This is a genomic window from Streptomyces sp. NPDC028308, from assembly GCF_055565855.1.
In genome coordinates, this window is the sequence record NZ_JBVHTO010000009.1 from 176,627 (window position 1) to 193,520 (window position 16,894).

13 protein-coding genes are annotated in these 16,894 nt (G+C 65.9%); 5 read left to right on the top strand and 8 right to left on the bottom strand.

Going from position 1 to position 16,894, the window contains the following annotated elements; genetic code table 11:
• Genes ACZ4VA_RS21805 through ACZ4VA_RS21815 form a run of 3 tightly spaced genes read right to left on the bottom strand, consistent with a single transcriptional unit; the run spans nucleotide 1 to nucleotide 1,527 of the window.
• Nucleotides 1-1,032, bottom strand: coding sequence for a DUF2637 domain-containing protein (locus tag ACZ4VA_RS21805; RefSeq protein ID WP_468082398.1), 1,032 nt, complete (start codon nucleotides 1,030-1,032; stop codon nucleotides 1-3).
• Nucleotides 1,025-1,225, bottom strand: a complete 201-nt coding sequence (locus ACZ4VA_RS21810; RefSeq protein ID WP_468082399.1) for a hypothetical protein — start codon at nucleotides 1,223-1,225, stop codon at nucleotides 1,025-1,027. Before ACZ4VA_RS21810 ends, ACZ4VA_RS21805 begins: the two co-directional genes overlap by 8 nt.
• Entirely contained in the window at nucleotides 1,222-1,527 is a 306-nt protein-coding gene (locus tag ACZ4VA_RS21815; RefSeq protein WP_468082400.1) for a hypothetical protein, read from the bottom strand. The genes ACZ4VA_RS21810 and ACZ4VA_RS21815 overlap by 4 nt, the downstream gene beginning before the upstream one ends.
• Nucleotides 1,528-1,974: 447 nt before the next feature.
• Between ACZ4VA_RS21815 and ACZ4VA_RS21820 the strand changes: the two genes are divergently transcribed.
• Both ACZ4VA_RS21820 and ACZ4VA_RS21825 read left to right on the top strand, forming a co-directional pair.
• Entirely contained in the window at nucleotides 1,975-2,769 is a 795-nt protein-coding gene (locus ACZ4VA_RS21820; RefSeq protein ID WP_468082401.1) for a GntR family transcriptional regulator, read from the top strand.
• Nucleotides 2,766-3,431: an ElyC/SanA/YdcF family protein gene (locus ACZ4VA_RS21825; RefSeq protein ID WP_468082402.1), complete on the top strand. Its 666-nt coding sequence runs from the start codon at nucleotides 2,766-2,768 to the stop codon at nucleotides 3,429-3,431. Before ACZ4VA_RS21820 ends, ACZ4VA_RS21825 begins: the two co-directional genes overlap by 4 nt.
• A gap of 160 nt (nucleotides 3,432-3,591) precedes the next feature.
• Here the strand turns inward: ACZ4VA_RS21825 and ACZ4VA_RS21830 are convergent, their stop codons facing one another.
• Together ACZ4VA_RS21830 and ACZ4VA_RS21835 are read right to left on the bottom strand one after the other, a co-directional pair.
• Nucleotides 3,592-4,776, bottom strand: coding sequence for a helix-turn-helix domain-containing protein (locus tag ACZ4VA_RS21830; protein WP_468082403.1), 1,185 nt, complete (start codon nucleotides 4,774-4,776; stop codon nucleotides 3,592-3,594).
• 18 nt (nucleotides 4,777-4,794) lie between these two features.
• A complete protein-coding gene (locus ACZ4VA_RS21835; RefSeq protein WP_468082404.1) occupies nucleotides 4,795-5,625 on the bottom strand; it encodes a hypothetical protein in 831 nt (276 codons plus the stop codon).
• 954 nt (nucleotides 5,626-6,579) lie between these two features.
• Between ACZ4VA_RS21835 and ACZ4VA_RS21840 the strand changes: the two genes are divergently transcribed.
• The 3 genes from ACZ4VA_RS21840 to ACZ4VA_RS21850 all read left to right on the top strand — a co-directional run bounded on the left by ACZ4VA_RS21840 (nucleotide 6,580) and on the right by ACZ4VA_RS21850 (nucleotide 10,370).
• The gene (locus ACZ4VA_RS21840; RefSeq protein WP_468082405.1) at nucleotides 6,580-7,788 is read left to right on the top strand and encodes an MrcB family domain-containing protein; all 1,209 of its coding nucleotides are present in this window, start codon (nucleotides 6,580-6,582) and stop codon (nucleotides 7,786-7,788) included.
• Between the two features lie 113 nt (nucleotides 7,789-7,901).
• Complete coding sequence (locus ACZ4VA_RS21845) at nucleotides 7,902-8,990, top strand: DNA cytosine methyltransferase (protein WP_468082406.1); 1,089 nt, start codon at nucleotides 7,902-7,904, stop codon at nucleotides 8,988-8,990.
• 282 nt (nucleotides 8,991-9,272) lie between these two features.
• Entirely contained in the window at nucleotides 9,273-10,370 is a 1,098-nt protein-coding gene (locus ACZ4VA_RS21850; protein ID WP_468082407.1) for a NaeI family type II restriction endonuclease, read from the top strand.
• 134 nt (nucleotides 10,371-10,504) lie between these two features.
• Here the strand turns inward: ACZ4VA_RS21850 and ACZ4VA_RS21855 are convergent, their stop codons facing one another.
• The 3 genes from ACZ4VA_RS21855 to ACZ4VA_RS21865 all read right to left on the bottom strand — a co-directional run bounded on the left by ACZ4VA_RS21855 (nucleotide 10,505) and on the right by ACZ4VA_RS21865 (nucleotide 16,786).
• The gene (locus ACZ4VA_RS21855; RefSeq protein ID WP_468082408.1) at nucleotides 10,505-12,244 is read right to left on the bottom strand and encodes a HEAT repeat domain-containing protein; all 1,740 of its coding nucleotides are present in this window, start codon (nucleotides 12,242-12,244) and stop codon (nucleotides 10,505-10,507) included.
• A 1,022-nt stretch (nucleotides 12,245-13,266) separates the two neighbouring features.
• Nucleotides 13,267-14,055: an NUDIX hydrolase gene (locus ACZ4VA_RS21860; RefSeq protein ID WP_356167164.1), complete on the bottom strand. Its 789-nt coding sequence runs from the start codon at nucleotides 14,053-14,055 to the stop codon at nucleotides 13,267-13,269.
• 37 nt (nucleotides 14,056-14,092) lie between these two features.
• Nucleotides 14,093-16,786, bottom strand: coding sequence for a CHAT domain-containing protein (locus tag ACZ4VA_RS21865; protein ID WP_468082409.1), 2,694 nt, complete (start codon nucleotides 16,784-16,786; stop codon nucleotides 14,093-14,095).
• Nucleotides 16,787-16,894 lie beyond the last annotated feature (108 nt).

Below are 16,894 nucleotides of genomic sequence, written 5' to 3' on the forward strand. Positions count from 1 at the left end.
TCATACCGACACCCCCACGCCGCTGTCCTCGCGGGCTTCCTGGAGACGGGCAGAGACCCAGCCGATCGACCAACCGGTCTCGTCGGCAAGCTGCCGCACCGACTTCTCGCCCTCCCCGAACGACCGAAGGTAGGAGCGGGCTTCGGCCTCGGGCATCTTCGTAAACACCGGCGGCTCACTGTTCACGGCGGCGTTCACGGCGCCGTTCACGGCGTTCACGCCATCCCGCTCAACAGCCTCGCGAGAGGCCCGGGAGACGACCTCCCGAGCCTGCCGGTCGGCCCGTGAACGCTCCGTCTGTTCACGCTGTTCACGCCGCAACGCATCCTCACGCGCCTGGTTCTCACGCCGGACACGCTCCTCGTATTCGCGCTGTTCACGACGCGTCTCGGCCTCGCGATCGAGACGTTCACGCTCCATGCGGGCGTTGTGGTCGCGCTCCGCGGCCCGCTCGGAAGCCTCCCGTTCCGCCCGCTCACGTTCGAGCCTTTCGGCGTGATCGCGGGCCTGCTGTTCACGCTGTTCACGGGCCAGCCGCTCGCGTTCACGCTCGGCCCGCTGCTGCTGTTCACGCTGCTCGGCTTCGGCAGCCCGTGAACGCTCGATGCGCTCCACGGCCCGGTTGATCGCACGCCGGTAGGCGAGCCCGGCCTCAGCGGTGGCGATCAGCAGCAGCGGCGCCACCGAGTGGACCGCCACACCGACCGCGTCGCCCTTGAGTGCGCTGTCCCCGATGTTAAGGAGCAGCGTCATGAGGCCAGTCATCCAGCGCAGCACCGCCGGCCACGCCCCGGACGTACCGCCCAGGCGGGCCACGGTCGCATCGAGACGGACCACGATGACCACCGCGGTATCCACAACCAGGGGGAGGATGGGTGCGGTGCGGTCCCAACCGTCCGGGGTGACCCGTTCGACCAGGGGCGTGACCGTCAGGACGGAGAACAGCACCGCGCCCGCGGTGATGGCCCACGTCCCGTAAGAGAGCGTCTTCTCTGCGGAGCGGATCTGCTCCGCGGACAGGGACTCAAACACCGCCGCCCCCGCCCTGGCCAAGCTCACGGCGGGCCCGGCAGGCGAGCAGCAGATGCGAGGCGCCTGCGAACACGGCCAGATTCCACAGACCGCGCTCCCACGGCGCCAACGGCACCAGCCACGACGTCACACACGCGATGGCCAGCACTGCCCCGCCCCGGCGCAACCACCAGGCGAAGAGGTGTTTGCTCATGCCGCCACCTGCGTTCCAGCAGTGCAGCGGCCACCCTGGTGCTTCGCGGAGCGGCGCGAACGGCGGGCGGTCGGGCGGGAGACGAGCGGGCTCATGCGGAGCAGGGACTCCGCGAACGCGGCAGCCTCCGGGTCGCTCTCGCGCAGCTCCGCGAGCACTTCCCGCGCCACGTCCAGCCGCGCGGCCTGTTCCAGGTCCGACTCCCTGACGGGGCCGGTGAACAGTTCAAGGTCGATGCCGAACGCCAGCTCGGCGAACTCGGCCGGCGTAACAGCCACATGACCAGCAACGATGCACTTCATGGGTCGTGACTCCTTCATCAGTGGAACGGCCCAAACAGCGGCCCCGGGTCTAGCCCCCCGGGGCTGCACGCCGTTGAAGTCGGACAACTCCGGCTCCCCTCAGCACTGCTCGTACGAGACGAGCAGCGGAGGCAACCGGCCCGCACTACCGATGCGGGTAGCGGTCGTGCTGTGCCGCGTACGGAGCGATGCCGTACGCATCCGTCCTCTTGCTGGCAGGGGAGGGACGGCCTTCCAAGGCACTCTGTTGAGTTCTCAAGGTGCTTGCGCTTCCTTTGAGCCCGTTTCACGGAGCCCTCCGGGCGGCATAGGAGCAGCCCAATAGGGTGCTCCGAAGTTCGCTGTCCTAGGACTGCGCCCCTCTGGGAAAAACAATGGCTCACAGTCCCAGGACTGTCAACAGTCCTGGGACTGTGTTTCACTGGTCGATGTCGAGAGGAGTGCTGCATGGCGCCCAAGTGGCGGGAGCTAGCGGACCGGCTGGCCGAGCAGATCAGGAACGGCGCGTATGCACCCGGTTCCCAGCTGCCGCAGATCAGGGACCTGGTGGAGGCGGGCGAAGGTTCAAAGTCCACGGTCCATGCGGCCTACAAAGCGTTGGAAGCCGAAGGGTTGGTCACGTCGTCACGCGGACACGGCACCGTCGTCCGTGAGCGGACCCCGCTCAAGCGACTTGGCATCGCGCGATACGACAAGGCCAAGTGGCGGGACGGCGATGAGGTGGCGTTTATAGCGGACCGCGTGGCGTCCGGACGTGCGTACAAGCGGAACGACCAGACCCAGACCGTCAGCCGTGTGCCAGCGTCGGCCCCCGTCGCTCAGGCGCACGGTCTCCCGGAGGGTGCGGCGGTCTACGCACGTGCGCGCGTCGTTAAGGAGGGCTCGCAGCCGACGCACACGCTGACGAGTTACTACCGTCCCGAGCATGTGGAAGGGACGCGCATCGTCGACCCGACGCCTGGCCCCGCCGGCCGGGGCGGTGGCTTTCGCGTCCTGTACGACGCCGGATACGAAATCGACCACATGCAGGAGACGCTGTTCGCGCGCATCCCCACGACGGACGAAGTCCAGCTCCTACAACTCTCCCCGGGCGAATGGGTGGTGGAGCTGCACCGGACGACGTACACGGCTGACGGCACCGTGGTGGAGTTCGCGATTGGCGTTCACGCGGCGACACGTTTCGCCTGGACGTACGACTTCAAGGTCCCGGACTCAGCGAAAGCGAAGGGCGAGAGCAAGTGATCTCAGCACAGGCATGGGCCGACGCTCAGCGGCTCTGGGATTTCCAGCAGATGGGGCACGACCTGCGCCCATGCTCTGTCGGGATCGGACTCGGCAGTCACGACCTCGGCGTCGCGGACACAACCGCCGATCTCTACCACCGGGGCATGATGCCGCTGATCGTGTTCACCGGGGCGACCAGCCGCACCACTCGTGACCACATGCCGCGAGGCGAGGCCGAGCACTACCGCCAGCGGGCGATGGAACTGGGGGTGCCAGCCGACACCATCCTCGTGGAGCCGCGGGCTCGGAACACAGGAGAGAACATCCGTTTCTCTCGCGCACTGCTGGAAGAGCACCAGGTCGCAGTGTCGTCCGTCCTGCTGGTCAGCAAGCCGTACGAGGAACGACGGGCCTACGCAACCGCACGCAAACTCTGGCCCGAAGTCGAATTGGTCAGCGCATCAACCCCTATGCACCTGGCTGACTACGTCGACTCCATCGGAGACGCGCGCCTGGTCATCGACATGCTGGCTGGCGCGCAGCAGCGGCTCATGATCTACCCGCGAGAGGGATTCATGATTGAGCAGTTCGTGCCCGAGGACGTGGCAGCAGCGTACGAGCGCCTGCGCGACGCCGGGTACACAAGTCGACTCGTGACGGATACCGCAGAACGGAAGTGACCACGCCCCTGAGCCCTGTGATGCCTGTTTTGGCCACCTTAAGGCATCTGGCACGTCATGCGGAGTCATAGGCGCAGGTTACGCGGGATGGACGCGCGGGAAACCGGCTGATCTCGATAACTGACGAGTTTCCCGCGCGATACTCCATCAAACCCGGTAATTATGTCCCGGGCTTGTCAAGCTTGCCTCCAAATAGGGGAATTACGCCGTCTTGCCTATCCGCTTCCTGAGGTTCAAGAAATAGATCTTCGCGTACGGGGGACCTTGCTGTCACTGTTCGAAAGATCCCCGGAGTTACCCGAGATTCTTTTGCCAATGAGAGTTCGTCCATCCCTACGCTAGACAGGATTTCCACCGCCTTGGGGTAGAGTGACGGTTGCTCCACGGCGGGCATCTCCCCTGGTTCTCGGCGGCGCCATCCTTTCGATGACAAATAGGCGACTGCGTTGCGATATGTCACGTCACTCATTACGCCGAGAGCTCTGGAGCGATACAGGAGTGCTTGAAGGCTTACCCCGTAAGTCTCTTTCAGTGCTGCGAGGATTCTCCAGTCTGCCTTGCTAGGCAAAAGGTCGCGCACTTCATCCTCTGGAAGGAGGAGTTCAGCCGCGAATCGGTGAGCCTGGTTCTCGACTACCTTGCTCCCTGGTTCGGCATCCACGTGCATTACGAGGTGCCCAATTTCGTGAGCTACGTCGAAGCGCTGACGGTAGTAATCTTCCTTAGCTGGATTCAATACCACCGTTGGCCTATAGCCGTCATCAAAAGAGTAGGCGTCAACTGCGGCAGTCTGCGCGGGGCTGAACACCACCACGACGCCATGATTCTCTGCCAGGCGCACAAGGTGGCCAACCGGCCCCGAGTCGATTTCCCAGTGCTTGCGAAGAAGACGAGCCGCCTCCTCGGGGAGCGTGCTCGACTCGTCTTCCACGTCCACGCTTAGCCGTGGCAGGTTGGGTTCCGGAAACTCCACGTGCCGTTCCAGGGCAGCGCCCACATCTCCAGAGATCACTCCGTACGCGAAGGCTTGGTCGCGCGCCAATTGCGTCGTAGAACGCAATGAGCGAAAATGGGGTACGGCGTCGCTAGCAGTGGATTGGTGAGGACCAGGGAGGAAGAACCCGGGATCCACTCCAAGCGTCAGGCATAGCTGAGCAACCGTGGCTGGCGCGGGGCGCTTCGTGTTGTTTTCATACGCTGCGATAGCGGTGGCGCTTTTGTCGATTTTCGTTGCGAGTGCGTTCTTTCTCAGGCCGATCAGTTGTCGCGCGAGCGTCAAACGTCGTCCGTCAAAGAGGCGAGAGGCGTCACTAACCTGCACATCTGTGCGGCGTGAGGAATCCATGACTATCCACTCGTTTCATTACTTGTCGTTCTCTCCCGACGCCGGGCGACGGTCTCCGCTCCCTTCCGACGACTGACGGCGAAGGCGAACGGGTGCGTCCTGGATGCCGGACATTCCCGGACGAGGGTCGGGCGAAGCGGGAATCGGTACCGAAGTGGGAGTACCCGGTTCGGCTGCAAGTAGATCATGCTTCCAGTACCAGGCGTCTCCGCCCCCACGATTCAAGCGAGAGCGCCCCAGGTAAAGTTCTCGGATGTTCAGCTCTCGTTCAATACTGTGGGCGACAATGAGCGTTGTCGCGTTGAGCTCCGCGTTCTCTTCCCTCAGTGCCTGGATGGCGGCGAGCGACTCGGCCTCGTCATCCCAAAGGGTGGGGTGAGGGTCCAGCCACCCTGCTGGTTTCCCCTGAGCCGCAACGTGCTGCTTGGTGGGACTCTTTTGTGGCCACGGGATGCGATTACTCTCCCCGAACACGAACGACGTGAGCAGGAACCGCCAATCGCCATACCGCCACCCTGGCGACTGATTGAGGTCGGACCAGACCACGGTGCCTGGGGTGATGAGCGGCATCTTCCGATGCTCGCCCGGGGCCAGTCCGGCGGCCACGAGGTCCAGGCCGGCTGAGGCGGATTCGGGTGAGTCCACACCATGCTTCCCAGTGGAGAAGGCTCGGTGCAGTCGGTCAACGAAGAGCTTGTGGGCGGTAGATCCGACCCAGCCCTGGTCATGACCCGTGTCAGGGTCGTAGTCCTCCATGGTGCGTCGGTAAGCCGACGCGCTAGCCCATGCGAGGGTCGCGAGAACACCACTGGACTCAAGGTCCTCAAGCGCATCCTGCTGTTCGCTCATGCCGCATGACTGTACCTCATTCCAGTAAGTGGTGCGCGAAAATGAACCATGCGCCAGCGGTGGTGCGTCCAAGTAAACCGAACACTTGAGCTAATCTGACCTGAACCTATCGTCTTGCTGGTCGGCCCACCAGTACCTCGTCCCTGTCCGTGCTGGCGGGTTGGCGCCGACCTGCACGCCCGTGACAGTCATGGGATTCGCCTGATCAACGAGGCGCGCGCCTGCGACGATGTGGTCATGAAGCCTGGAATGCCTCTCCAAGCCGCGCTCATTCCCGACTGCACCAAACCGGAAGCCCACCGCGCCGCCTAAGCCCTACGCAACGGACCAGGCGATGGCCGTCCTGCAAGCAGCGGCTGAAGCGCTCGTACGGAACGGCACCGTGGAGCAGGCCAACATCGGAGTTGACTACATCTCCATGTGGCCGATCGAGACCGAGGCTAGGGCACGCGAGATCGGAGCCGCGTTCCATGCCGCAATGTATGGCCTCCAGCTTCTCCACATCGCAGCTCCGAGCCAGCCGGAGTCGTCGCCGCTTCGACCAGGAGGGGGCGTTGACATCAATCCTTGACGTCAACATGGGCGCACGACGACGCACGGCGACGGTCTCCACTCCTAACCCCGCTGGTAGGTCTGCGCAGCTCCATCATCGCGCTTAAGTGACCCGTAGCAGCGCCGCACCCGCAGCGGCCGAAGCGGGGCCGTGGCCACCCTCTGGCCAACCTGATGCCGCCTAGGCGGTCCTGTTGGTCTGCAATGCAGGGCAGAAGGCCTTTCGGTCCAGGAAACCGGCTGGTCTTGAAAACCGTCGCGGTGAGTTTGCGGCGGTCGACAGCGCGAGGCGTTCGATCCGCAGTGGCGCAAGCTGCGACCAGTGCACGGCGGAGACCGGCCCCGGAGTCGCCCCGTGCAGGTGGAGCTGCGTTGTCAGACGCCAGGTCTACGCTGCGGCGCGTGAATGATCTTCTGAGCAAGGTTCTTGAGCTTCAGCCATCGTGGACGGCCGCGAACACAGAGGAGATGAAGGCGCGGGGCGTCGTCATCAGGCAAGAGCTCCCCGAGTTTCTTCGGGCGCATGGGCCTGCCCTGGCAGACGCCCTTGGCACACCACACGACAACCTGGGTGTTGAGGGACGGGACGCGACGGGGCTCAAGACTGAGATCCCGTGGGTCCGCGTCTTCGGTCGTGAGCAGTCACCGAGGGCCACGACCGGTTGGTATGTGGTCTACCTGTTCAGCGCGGGGGGTGACCGCGTCTACCTGTCCCTGAACCAAGGGACGACCGTGTGGAACGGGGGCGACTTCAAGGCGCGCAAGGCCGAGGACCTCAGGGCTCGGGTTGGGTGGGCCCGTCCGATCCTCGCCGACCAAGTAGCTGGTCGGCCGGAACTCCATGATGAGATCCAGCTCGATGCAACCCGTCCGCTTGGCCGCGGCTATGGACCGGGGAATGTACTCGCCTTCGAGTACTCTCGCGATGCGCTGCCTTCGCAGGCCGTTCTGATCGACGATCTGCGGTACATGCTCGGTTTGCTTCGCACAATCTATGAAGCTGAGCGCTTGGCCCCCCACATCCCGGGCGACCCGGCTCCCGAGGTGCTGGAAGCCGAGCGCACTGCTGCCATCGCGGCGGGGCGACGCACTCGCAGGGCCGCGCGTCCCATGCGGTCCGGCCAGGGCTTCCGACTCACCGCAGGGGAGCGGAGCGCGATCGAGAGGCACAGCGTGGCTGCGGCGACGGCATACTTCGAGGCGCAGGGCTGGAACGTTAAGGACGTCGGCAATCGGGAGTCCTTCGACCTTGAGTTGAAGCGGGGCGCGGAGGTTTTGCGCGTGGAGGTCAAGGGGACGACCTCGGCCGGCCACGATGTCATCCTGACCAGGGCCGAGGTGGAGAAACAGAGGCGGTACTACCCGGCAAATGCGTTGGTCGTCGTCCACTCCATCGTCCTCGATCGTACCGCGGCAGAACCGGTCGCCTCAGGCGGAGTGCTTCACTGCACGTCGCCTTGGGAGATCGAGGACGAGGACTTGACGGTGATCTCTTACGCGTATCGCACCGCAGTGGGTGACGGGGAAGTGAGCCAGAGCGTCCAGAGCGCCATGAACGTTCTCGCGGGCGGGTCTCGAAGCGCCGAGCCGAGCGAGTCCGTGATCCCGTAAGAACGCGGGAGAGCCGCGCAGCACTTGGTTGTCAGTGGTCACAGGTACGCTCGATCAGCGCCGTACCGCAAAGTGCGGCCATTCGACCGCCACCCTGAGGCTCTGGAGATCGCGTGCAGCCAGTCAAGATCGTCGACTTGTTCGCCGGACCTGGTGGCGTGGACGTGGCTGCGGAGAAATTGGGAGTGCCCACTGTCGGCGTTGAATGGGATGCCGACGCCTGCGAGACCCGTCGCGCTGCTGGCCTGGGCACAGTCCAGGGCGACGTGCGGCGGTACGGTCCGGCCGATTTTCCGGAGGCAGACGTGCTGGCCGGCGGGCCGCCGTGCCAGACCTTTACGGTCGCAGGCAGCGGCGCGGGCCGTAAGGCCCTGGATGACGTGCTCAAATTCGTCGACCGCATGACTGCTCGGGTCGACCGCGAGCAGATCGTTAGCGATCTCGCGAACCTGGATGACGAGCGGACCGGCCTCGTACTGGAACCCCTCCGATGGATCTTGGAAGCCATCGACGTACAGAAGAAGCCCTACGAGGCAATCGTCCTGGAGCAGGTGCCTGCGGTGCTCCCGGTGTGGGAGGCGTACGCCCGAGCCCTCCAGAACGAGGGCTACTCGGTTGACTTCGGACTTCTACTCACGGAGGCCTACGGCGTGCCGCAGACGCGGAAGCGGGCCGTACTGGTCGCGCGCCGGGGGGAGCACGACGTGAAGCTGCCTGCCTCTACTCATAGGACCTACCGCAAGGGGGTTCCGCGTGATGCTGGTGATGCGTCGAAGGAGCCGTGGCGCACCATGGGCGACGTGATCGAGCGAGGAACGCCCTTCGAAGTCATCTCGAACTACGGAACGGGTGGCGACCCGAAGCTGCGTGGGCGCAGGACCTCGTCCCAGCCCTCTGCCACCGTGACGGGCAAGATCCGCCGAAATCGTGTCGTCTCCCTCGACGGGGTTGAACTAGAGCGGTTCAATCATTCCGAAGCGGGACGTCTGCAGACCTTTCCTGCCGACTACCCATGGTCCGGTCGCGACATCGGGCAACAGATCGGGAACGCCGTTCCGCCACGCCTGGCGATGCATGTACTGAGTGCCGCCTTCGGCTGGTCTGCTCCGAGTGAGGACCTGCTGGCGAAGCTTGATTGGTGGCACCGACTGCCGGTGCAGGCCCCGTCTGCGGCTGACGACGAGGTGCTCGTCCGGGCCTGACGCTTGTGTGTCCTCCTCGAAACCCGTGGAGGAGGGTTCGTCGAAACCGGCTGAGTGCCTGCTGTCAGACTTCAACACGTGACGATACAAGAGGGTCTGTGGTTGCCTGAGGACGCTGCTCAGGTTGGCATGCAGGATTCGCGTGCGTTGGCGGCGAGGCACTCGCGCCGCAATTCGTACCGCACTTGGGATCTCCCTACCGAGCCCATGAGCAGGGTGCCGCGTGAGTGGCGGATCGGGTCCGATCTTAGGCAACCCGTCCCCGATGATCTCGCACCGTTCGTGGAGTGGTTCTACAGCCAACCGGAGGCGCGGGAGCGCTTCCGATGGGCGCTCCGCGACTCCCTCGACGAGTTGCTCGATGGCCAGCGGACGGGGCGCTGGGCGTACCAGCACCTGACGAAAACCGAGAAGACATATCTCGGCACGGCCGTCGAGGTGAACCTCACCAAGGAGTTCGCCATCGAAAACGGCGCAGACCTCGACTGGTCCATCGCCGGCGTCGACATCGACTGCAAGTTCTCGAAGGATCTCGGCGGTTGGGAGATCCCGATGGAGATGTATCTGTGCGCCGACCACGGCGAGCGGAGTGGCCGTGCCGACCATGCTGCAGTCGTCACCTGGATTGACGACGACACGAGCCGGTGGGCCGCTGGCATAGTGCGGATCACCGACGAGCGCCTGCGTTGGAAGAGAGCGCCGGGTGCAAACGGTGACCTCGTCCGCGCCTACAACCGAGACAACAAGCGCAAGCTCTCTGACAGCGCCAAGTCCGAGGTCTACTGGCTCTGGGGTGGGCTACAGAGGGATTTGCCGACGAACCTGCTCCGCCACCTGGATCCCGCAACACGCGAGCGGATTCTCACTGCCCGACTGCCGGGCCGCCGATCCTCGTCGGGGCAGCAGCGTGTGAACCAGTTGTTCCGCGATGTGCAAGACCGGCTGATTGGCCGTCAGGCCGTGTTGACCGTCGGCCAGCAGGACGACGCGCCGAAGCGTGCCCGCGACGCCCGGATAAAGCTGCGCCCGGAGGGCATTGTCGTTCTGGGCCACCAAGGATCACACCCACACGCCGCCCGCGCGCTCGGGTTGCCGGAACCGACCAAGGGTGAGTGGATCTCCACCAGCCTCGTTCCTGTTTCATCTGACGATGACCGACCGAAGTTCTCCCTGGACGGCCAGTTCTGGGCCCGTGCTTACGGGGAAAAGCAGGTGCCCCCCGTTCCAGCACCCGACCTACCTGATGGCCGCGAAAGCCTTTGGGTGCACCGCTTCGGGCCCGGTTTCACGTTGCTCGGCTCTGGGCCCGCAGGTCTCCCCCAGCAGCGACTGACACACGGAAAGCCCCAGGTCGCCGACGGTGGAAGTGGCCCGCAGTGAGACTGCGGGCTCGACCAAAGCAGGATTCGACGCCCATCCCTTGATTTTTCCACTCCGATGCGCAAGTTCAACAGACCACGGCCACTCGTCAAGTTCGACGCCTCTGCCGGTGCACGGAGGAGTGGGCCGGGGCGTCAGGACGAGATGTCGCGGGTGAGGTGGGGTGCGTCGCGGACGGTGGCGTCTTGGGGCCACCCCTTTGCCAGCCCTTTTGCGGCAGCCTTCCGAACCTTCCAGTTGTTGTCGCGGGTGAGGTGGAGGAGTGCGTCACGCACGGCGGTGTCCCCTGGCCACCCTGCGGCCAGTCCTTGCGCGGCAACAATTTGCGCATATCCGGCGCCGTCGCGGACGAGGTGGAGGAACGCGTCGCGGACGGTGGCGTCTTGGGGCCACCCCTTTGCCAGCCCTTCCGCAGCAGTCCCACGGACGTCCGACGAGGAGTCGCAGGAGAGGCGGAGGAGTGCGTCACGGGCGGCGGTGTCGCCCGGCCACGCTGTTGCCAGTCCTTGCGCTGTAGCAACTCGGACATATTGGGCGCTGTCGCGAGAGAGGCGGAGTAGCAGCTTGTGGATGGCGGTGTCGCCCGGCCATCCCGTTGCCAGCCCTTCTGCAGCAGTCCCACGGACATATTGGTCGGTGTCGTCGGTGAGGTGGAGGAGCACGTCGTGGACGTTGGTGTCGCCTGGCCATCCTCCTGCCAAGCCTCGTGCGGCGGCCTCTCTGACCTCTTCGTCGTCGTCGCCGGTGAGGTGAAGGAGTGTGTCGCGGACGGTTGTGTCGCCTGGCCACCCCGTTGCCAGTCCTGCGGTGGCAGCTAACCGGATCTCCCAGTCGTCGTCGCGGGTGAGGTGGAGGAGCGTGTCGCGGACGGTTGTGTCGCCTGGCCACCCCGTTGCCAGCTCTTGTGCGGCGGCCTTCCGGATGTCTGCTTCGTCGTCGCGGATTAGGTGGATAAGAGCCTCACGGGTACCGGGGTGCCGGGGCCAATTGTTGAGGAGGGCTGCAAGGGCGGTGCGCCGGTTGGGGGCATCGGTGAGCCGGGTCGCGGCTAGGAGGATGGCGACTTCGTCCCTCGGTTGGAGGGAGCCGGTGGGGATGAGGGTGTGCTGCAGGTCTTGTGCCGCATGTTCTTCCTGGGTGTCGAGGGCTTGAGCCTTGCTTAATGCGGCGGCGATGTCTTCAAGGGCCGGCTGGGCTAGGAGATCGTGGGGGAGGAGCGGCTGCGTGGTCAGTGCGGGGTCGGAGTGAAGGGGCGGGAGATCGGCGGCGTCAGGGTGCAGGGCCAGGCGCTGCACTTCGGCGCGCGCCTGTTCCCACAATGATTCGAGTATGCGGATCCGTGCAGTGGTGCGGTCGGCTATTTCGTGAGCGGTGTGTTTATGGGCAAGTGCCTGCCCAGTTTCGTTACGCAACCGGATGGTTTCTGCGTGGCCAGCGTGGCCGTGGTGGTGGGTGCGGGCCTGGAGGGCGTCGTGGCCCGAGATGATGTCCCGCAGCGCACTGATGATGCGCCACAGGGTCGTCATGAGGAACTGAGCGTCTCTTAGGGCGTAGCGGAGGCGAGTTTCGGTGTGACGGGCGCGTTCGAGGTCCACTTCGAGACGCAGAGCGGCGACAGTCGCTCCACGAGGGCCGTACGAGTCCGGGTCTGGGCGGGGGACGGATGTGCGCCCGGGCTCGGGCTGAGCCGTGGATGTGTCCGCGATGGCCTGAAGCAGGGTGTGGGCTTCAGCGCAGCGCTCTTTGTGCTCCTCGGTGGTCAGGCCGGCGGCTCGGCTTGTGATCTTCAGGAACTGGAGGGTGAACGGCCAGGGCGGGGTGGGGTGGGCCTGGGCCTTGAACAGTCGGTCGATGTGCGACTTGGAGTAGGCCATCGCGCTGACGGGATGCTGCGGTCCGCGGCCTGCTGTGCGTTCCGCCGCCTCTTCTTGCTTTTGTGCGTGCGCGAACCGCTCGGAGATCTCCCGGGCGCCCAGGCCAGCTTGCCGGGCCTGGCGGCGAAGGAAGTCCGCGAAATCCTGCCGCGGATCGTTCCCGAAACCGTTCTGGTCGTGCGTGGCTCGCATCCACACCTCCCTTGGGAACCCTGTCCCCGAGACGATCACCGTGTCCCAGTTGCAGTGTCAGCACCACGAGCGGACTCCGGCGGGGCCTGCGGTGTTGTTACTGAGCGTCCCAACTGGTCCCTGCCGGTCCCATGAACGCTTGGGGGCCGAGTCCTGACGGTCCATTGTCACCTCAACTGCCCCGTACTAGAGGAAGTCGGGGATGTCTTGAAGGAGACCGCGATCGTGCACGTCCCCACCCCTTCTGACGCCGCCCTGTCGACAGAGGCTTCGGCCCCGTCCGGGCTACGGGAGACTGTGGAAGCTCTCCTGCTGGCCACAGTGCCTGAGTTCCTTGGTGCACTGGCGGCGGCCCTGGTCATCGCTGGCATCGCTTGGGCCCTGCGCCGCCTACGCCGCGATCCCCTCACACCCCCGGATTGTGACTCCGACCAGTGACACGACTACCGCAGTCAAGCAGATTCCCCCAGGCGTCCCCCGAACGGGGCTGAAAGGGCTTAAGGGCCTAGTCGGAACCGGTCGAGCCAGCCCGCTGTAAATCTGCCGGCTCAGCCTTCCCAGGTTCGAATCCTGGCGCCGCCACACGGGAACCAAGGGCCCGTGACCTGTCCAAAGGACAAGGTCACGGGCCCTTGGTCGTGCTCTTGCGATGCCTGACTCCTCACTTCCCGTTCCGTGTCCGACGAGGTTGTCCCGAGAAGCGGGCGCGCGATTCGCACGGTGACTTCCCGGATGACTCGCAGAACGTTGGGTTCCCGCGCGGCTTGCATAGGCACTACGTCCGTCACCTCCGCCCTCGGTGCCGACCACCGGCAGAGGCCGGCGGCTCGTCAGTCCGTGGGGCGCAGCAGGTCGCGGGCCCGTGCCAGGCCGTACGCGGCCAAGGTGTACGCGTCCGAGATCTGGCCGCCGAGGAGCATGTTCTCGAACTCCTCCAGGGAGACGGGACGGATGCTCCCGATGCCCTCTTCCCGGGCATCCGCGCTCGGGGTGTCCTGGAAGACCGCCGTGTCGACGCGGCCGAGATACAGCTCGTCGTGTCCGGCTTGCAGGCCCGTGTCCGAGGACATCGGGCCCAGGTAGGTCAGGTCCACGGCGTCACACCCCAGTTCCTCCCGCAGTTCCCGGCGGGCGGCTTCCGAACCGTCCTCCCCGGGAGCTCCGAAGCCGCGCGGGATCTCCCAGTGCCAGCCGCGCGCCGCGTGACGGAAGTGGTGGAGCAGGACGAGCCGCCCGTCGCTGAGCACCGGCAGCACCGCAGCACCCGGTGCTCCGCTCTCGGGGACGATACGGATGTAGGTGCCGGTGCGACCGGAGGGAAACCGCACGGCGTCGCGGAGCACCCTGACGTAGGGGTCGCGGTAGACGATGCCGATGTCTCCGGACTCCTCCGGAAACCCGAGAGCGACAGCGAGCTCCGACGTCTCACGTGCCACTCGTTCCTGATCCGAGGGGTCGAGGAGGATGTCGATCGTTCCGCCCGGCGGGTTGACGAACATGTCCGGGTGCCGCTCGCGGAGCTCGTCGTACGCGGCGAGCCGGGCGCTCCTGCGTGCTCTGCTCGCCGTTCCCTCGCTGTCGGCCCCGTCGTGCGCTTCGTGGCTGTCACTGCGGTTCATATCTGCCCCTCGTCCGCCGCGACCTCGGTGATCCCGATCATAGATACAGGGCGAGCGGCATCGCCTCGATACGTCCGGCTGCGCCGTCGTAGTCCTCCGCGACCTGCCGGTAGTGGCCGTGCAGGGCCTCGACCACGTCGAAGATTCCCGGCCCCGAGGGCCCGACCGCCTCCCTGCTCTGCCGCAGTACGGACCGAACCGTGGCCACCATCGCCGAATCCAGAACCTTCCACAGAGGGACGCCGATGGCACCGGCACCGCTGATGATCAGTGACCGCATGAACCCGAGCACGTCGCCACCTTCCGACCGCATACCCTGACCTGCCAGGCAGGCCCCCAGAATCGCCACCTTGTTCCGAGGAAGACTGAGACGTAGCGCGAGGTCGAACTGGGTGACCCAGTCGCCGTCGCCCAGGTGCAGGAGGGGGCCGTAGTCCTCGGAGGTGTCGACGAAACGGCCGTGACCGGCGTACACGAAGAACTCCGGTTTGGACGCGGTCAGCTCCGCGATGCCGTCCCAGTCCCCGGGCAGCTTCCGGACGAGACCGGTCAGTTGCGCCGGAACCCGTCCCGCGACGGCGATGTGCTCGGGCGGCCAGCCCGTTTTGACGACCTCACCGCCCGTGGCCGCGGCGTCTGTCACGAGCAGGGCCGCCAAGTCGTCGTTCGCTTCGACGAGTTGCCGTTTGAGCAGGTGCCGGCCATGGGTCACGAACGCGGCCACGCTCACCGAGTGGGACAACGGAACGCGCGCGGCGAGGGGGCGTGGATCGTCGGGTGCCAGGGCGACGTGCAGCGGGACAGCGAAGACGTCGTCGGTCGGGATCAGCGTCAGATGGGTGGGCATGCCACCCCGGCAGACCGAATCCCACGCAGGAGCGATGAGCAGATCCCAGACGCGCCGACAGGTCCGTTCGGTGGGTGCCTTGTCCTGGCGGTCGGACGACACCTGGCGGGCCAGTTCGACAACGTGGTCGTACGGGACCGAGGGCAGCATCGTCAACTGCCCTTCCCTGCAGACCACCATGCCGAGGGAGTCGGGTACGGCCTCGCCTCCGGTGCCTTTGACGCCGTCAGAAGCGGCGAAGCGGAAGTAGCGGATCACACAGGAGCCCGGGTGGTTGAGCGTGTACTGGGCGAGACGGTGGGCGATGTCCTCGTCGTGGGTCGCGGAGGTGAGCGGATTGTGCAGGAACCGGTCCTCGTAGGCGCGCTCCCGCTCGGCGACCAGCTCCCGCAAAGCCTCTTCCTCCTCGCCGGTGACGGGTTGCGGTGCCCCCCTGCGCTTCTCGTCGCTGCCCGCCGGGCCGGGCGGGCTGGACAGCGTCAGGGTTCGCGCCGGAGGGCCGAGGGTCTGGGGGCGGGAGGAGGCAAGCAGATCCAGCAGCTCACGACCGGACGATTCCTCGATCAGGGACACCACCTTCTCCACGTTCTCCCGCGAGCCGTCCCCGCAGCGGACGTGGTGGGCGATCGCCTGCATGTACGCCGGCCGTACGTGGCGGGCGTAGGCGCGTTTGTAGAGGGGGAGGGCGATGGCCGCACGGACCGACTTCGCCATGTCGAGCCGGCGGGAGAGCAGGTCGTCCGGGCGGTTCTCCTCAGGAAGGGTTTCGGCCACCCGCCGGTATCCCTGCACGGTGTACGCGTGGAAGTCCACGTCCATGCCGATCTGGCGGCCCGCTCCGGGCGCGTCCTGGCCGAGCTCGTCCAGGAGTTGGCCCAGCTCCCTCAGACCCTCCAGTCCTCCGGTGTTGATGGCGAGGTTCTGTCGGGCGATGAGCCGGCCCCGACGCCACCCCATGCCGTGCAGCCTGGTGAAATGCTCCGCGGACCGTTCCCTGTCCCGCAGGCCCTGGTTGGTGACCGACTGGGCGATCCGGTACTCGTCCCGCAGTCCCTCCGAGATGGCCAGGGACCGCGCGGTGACCTCCAGTGAACGCGCGCTGTCACCGGACTGACCGAGCGCGGTCGCCAGGTTGTGCAGGGCGTTGGAGTATCCCCGCAGGAACTCCCTGTGCTCGCGGGGGAGTTCCGGGGACGGCTGCCCTTCCATGTCCACCCCGTGCGCGCGGCCGGCATCGGCGATCGCGTCGCACAGCTCGCTCAACACGGTGATGAAGGAGGGCGCCTCCGTGCTGCCGTCCCCCGCGCGTGCCGTCTGGTTCTGTTCCTCGTAGCGGGCACGGGCGTAGTTGCTCCGCAGGTCGGGCAGGACCCACCACAGCTCGGACGCCTCCGCCACGGCGGCGGCGGTCTCGAAGGAGAGCCGCGCCGTGGTGAAACTGCCCAGCCGGTACTGGATCCGGCCCGCCCCGTCGAACCACCGAGCGATCACGTAGCGGCTGAAGACGTCCGTGGGGTCCAGCTCGCCACGCGTCAGCCGTGCGTGCAGATACTCGGCGTCGGACCGGGAGGCCTCGATCTGCCGCAGTCCGGTGAGCAGTTCGTAGGCCACGTCGGCCCGGACCGTCTCACACCAGTGCACACCGACGCGGCGGGCCGTGCGGCGGATGTCGTCCTGGGCGCTCGGCTCGTCCGCCTCGGCCAGTCGCAGCATGCCGATCGCGCGGGACTGCTGCATCGGTACGTCGAAGTCGACGTCGAACCTCATGATGAGGTCCTCCACGTCCAGCGCCGCGACGAAGTCGCTGATGGCCGAGCCGGGGTCCGGCTCCGGACGTGCCCGCGGCGTCTCAGGCACCTCGGATACGTCCGAATCCTCGGGCATGCCCGGCTCCTGGACTTCATCCGGGTCCTGAGGTTCCTCCGGCTCTTGACGTGCGTCATCGTTCCGGCCCATGGGGAACCTCGTTCCAGTCGCCCGAGATGGTCAGGG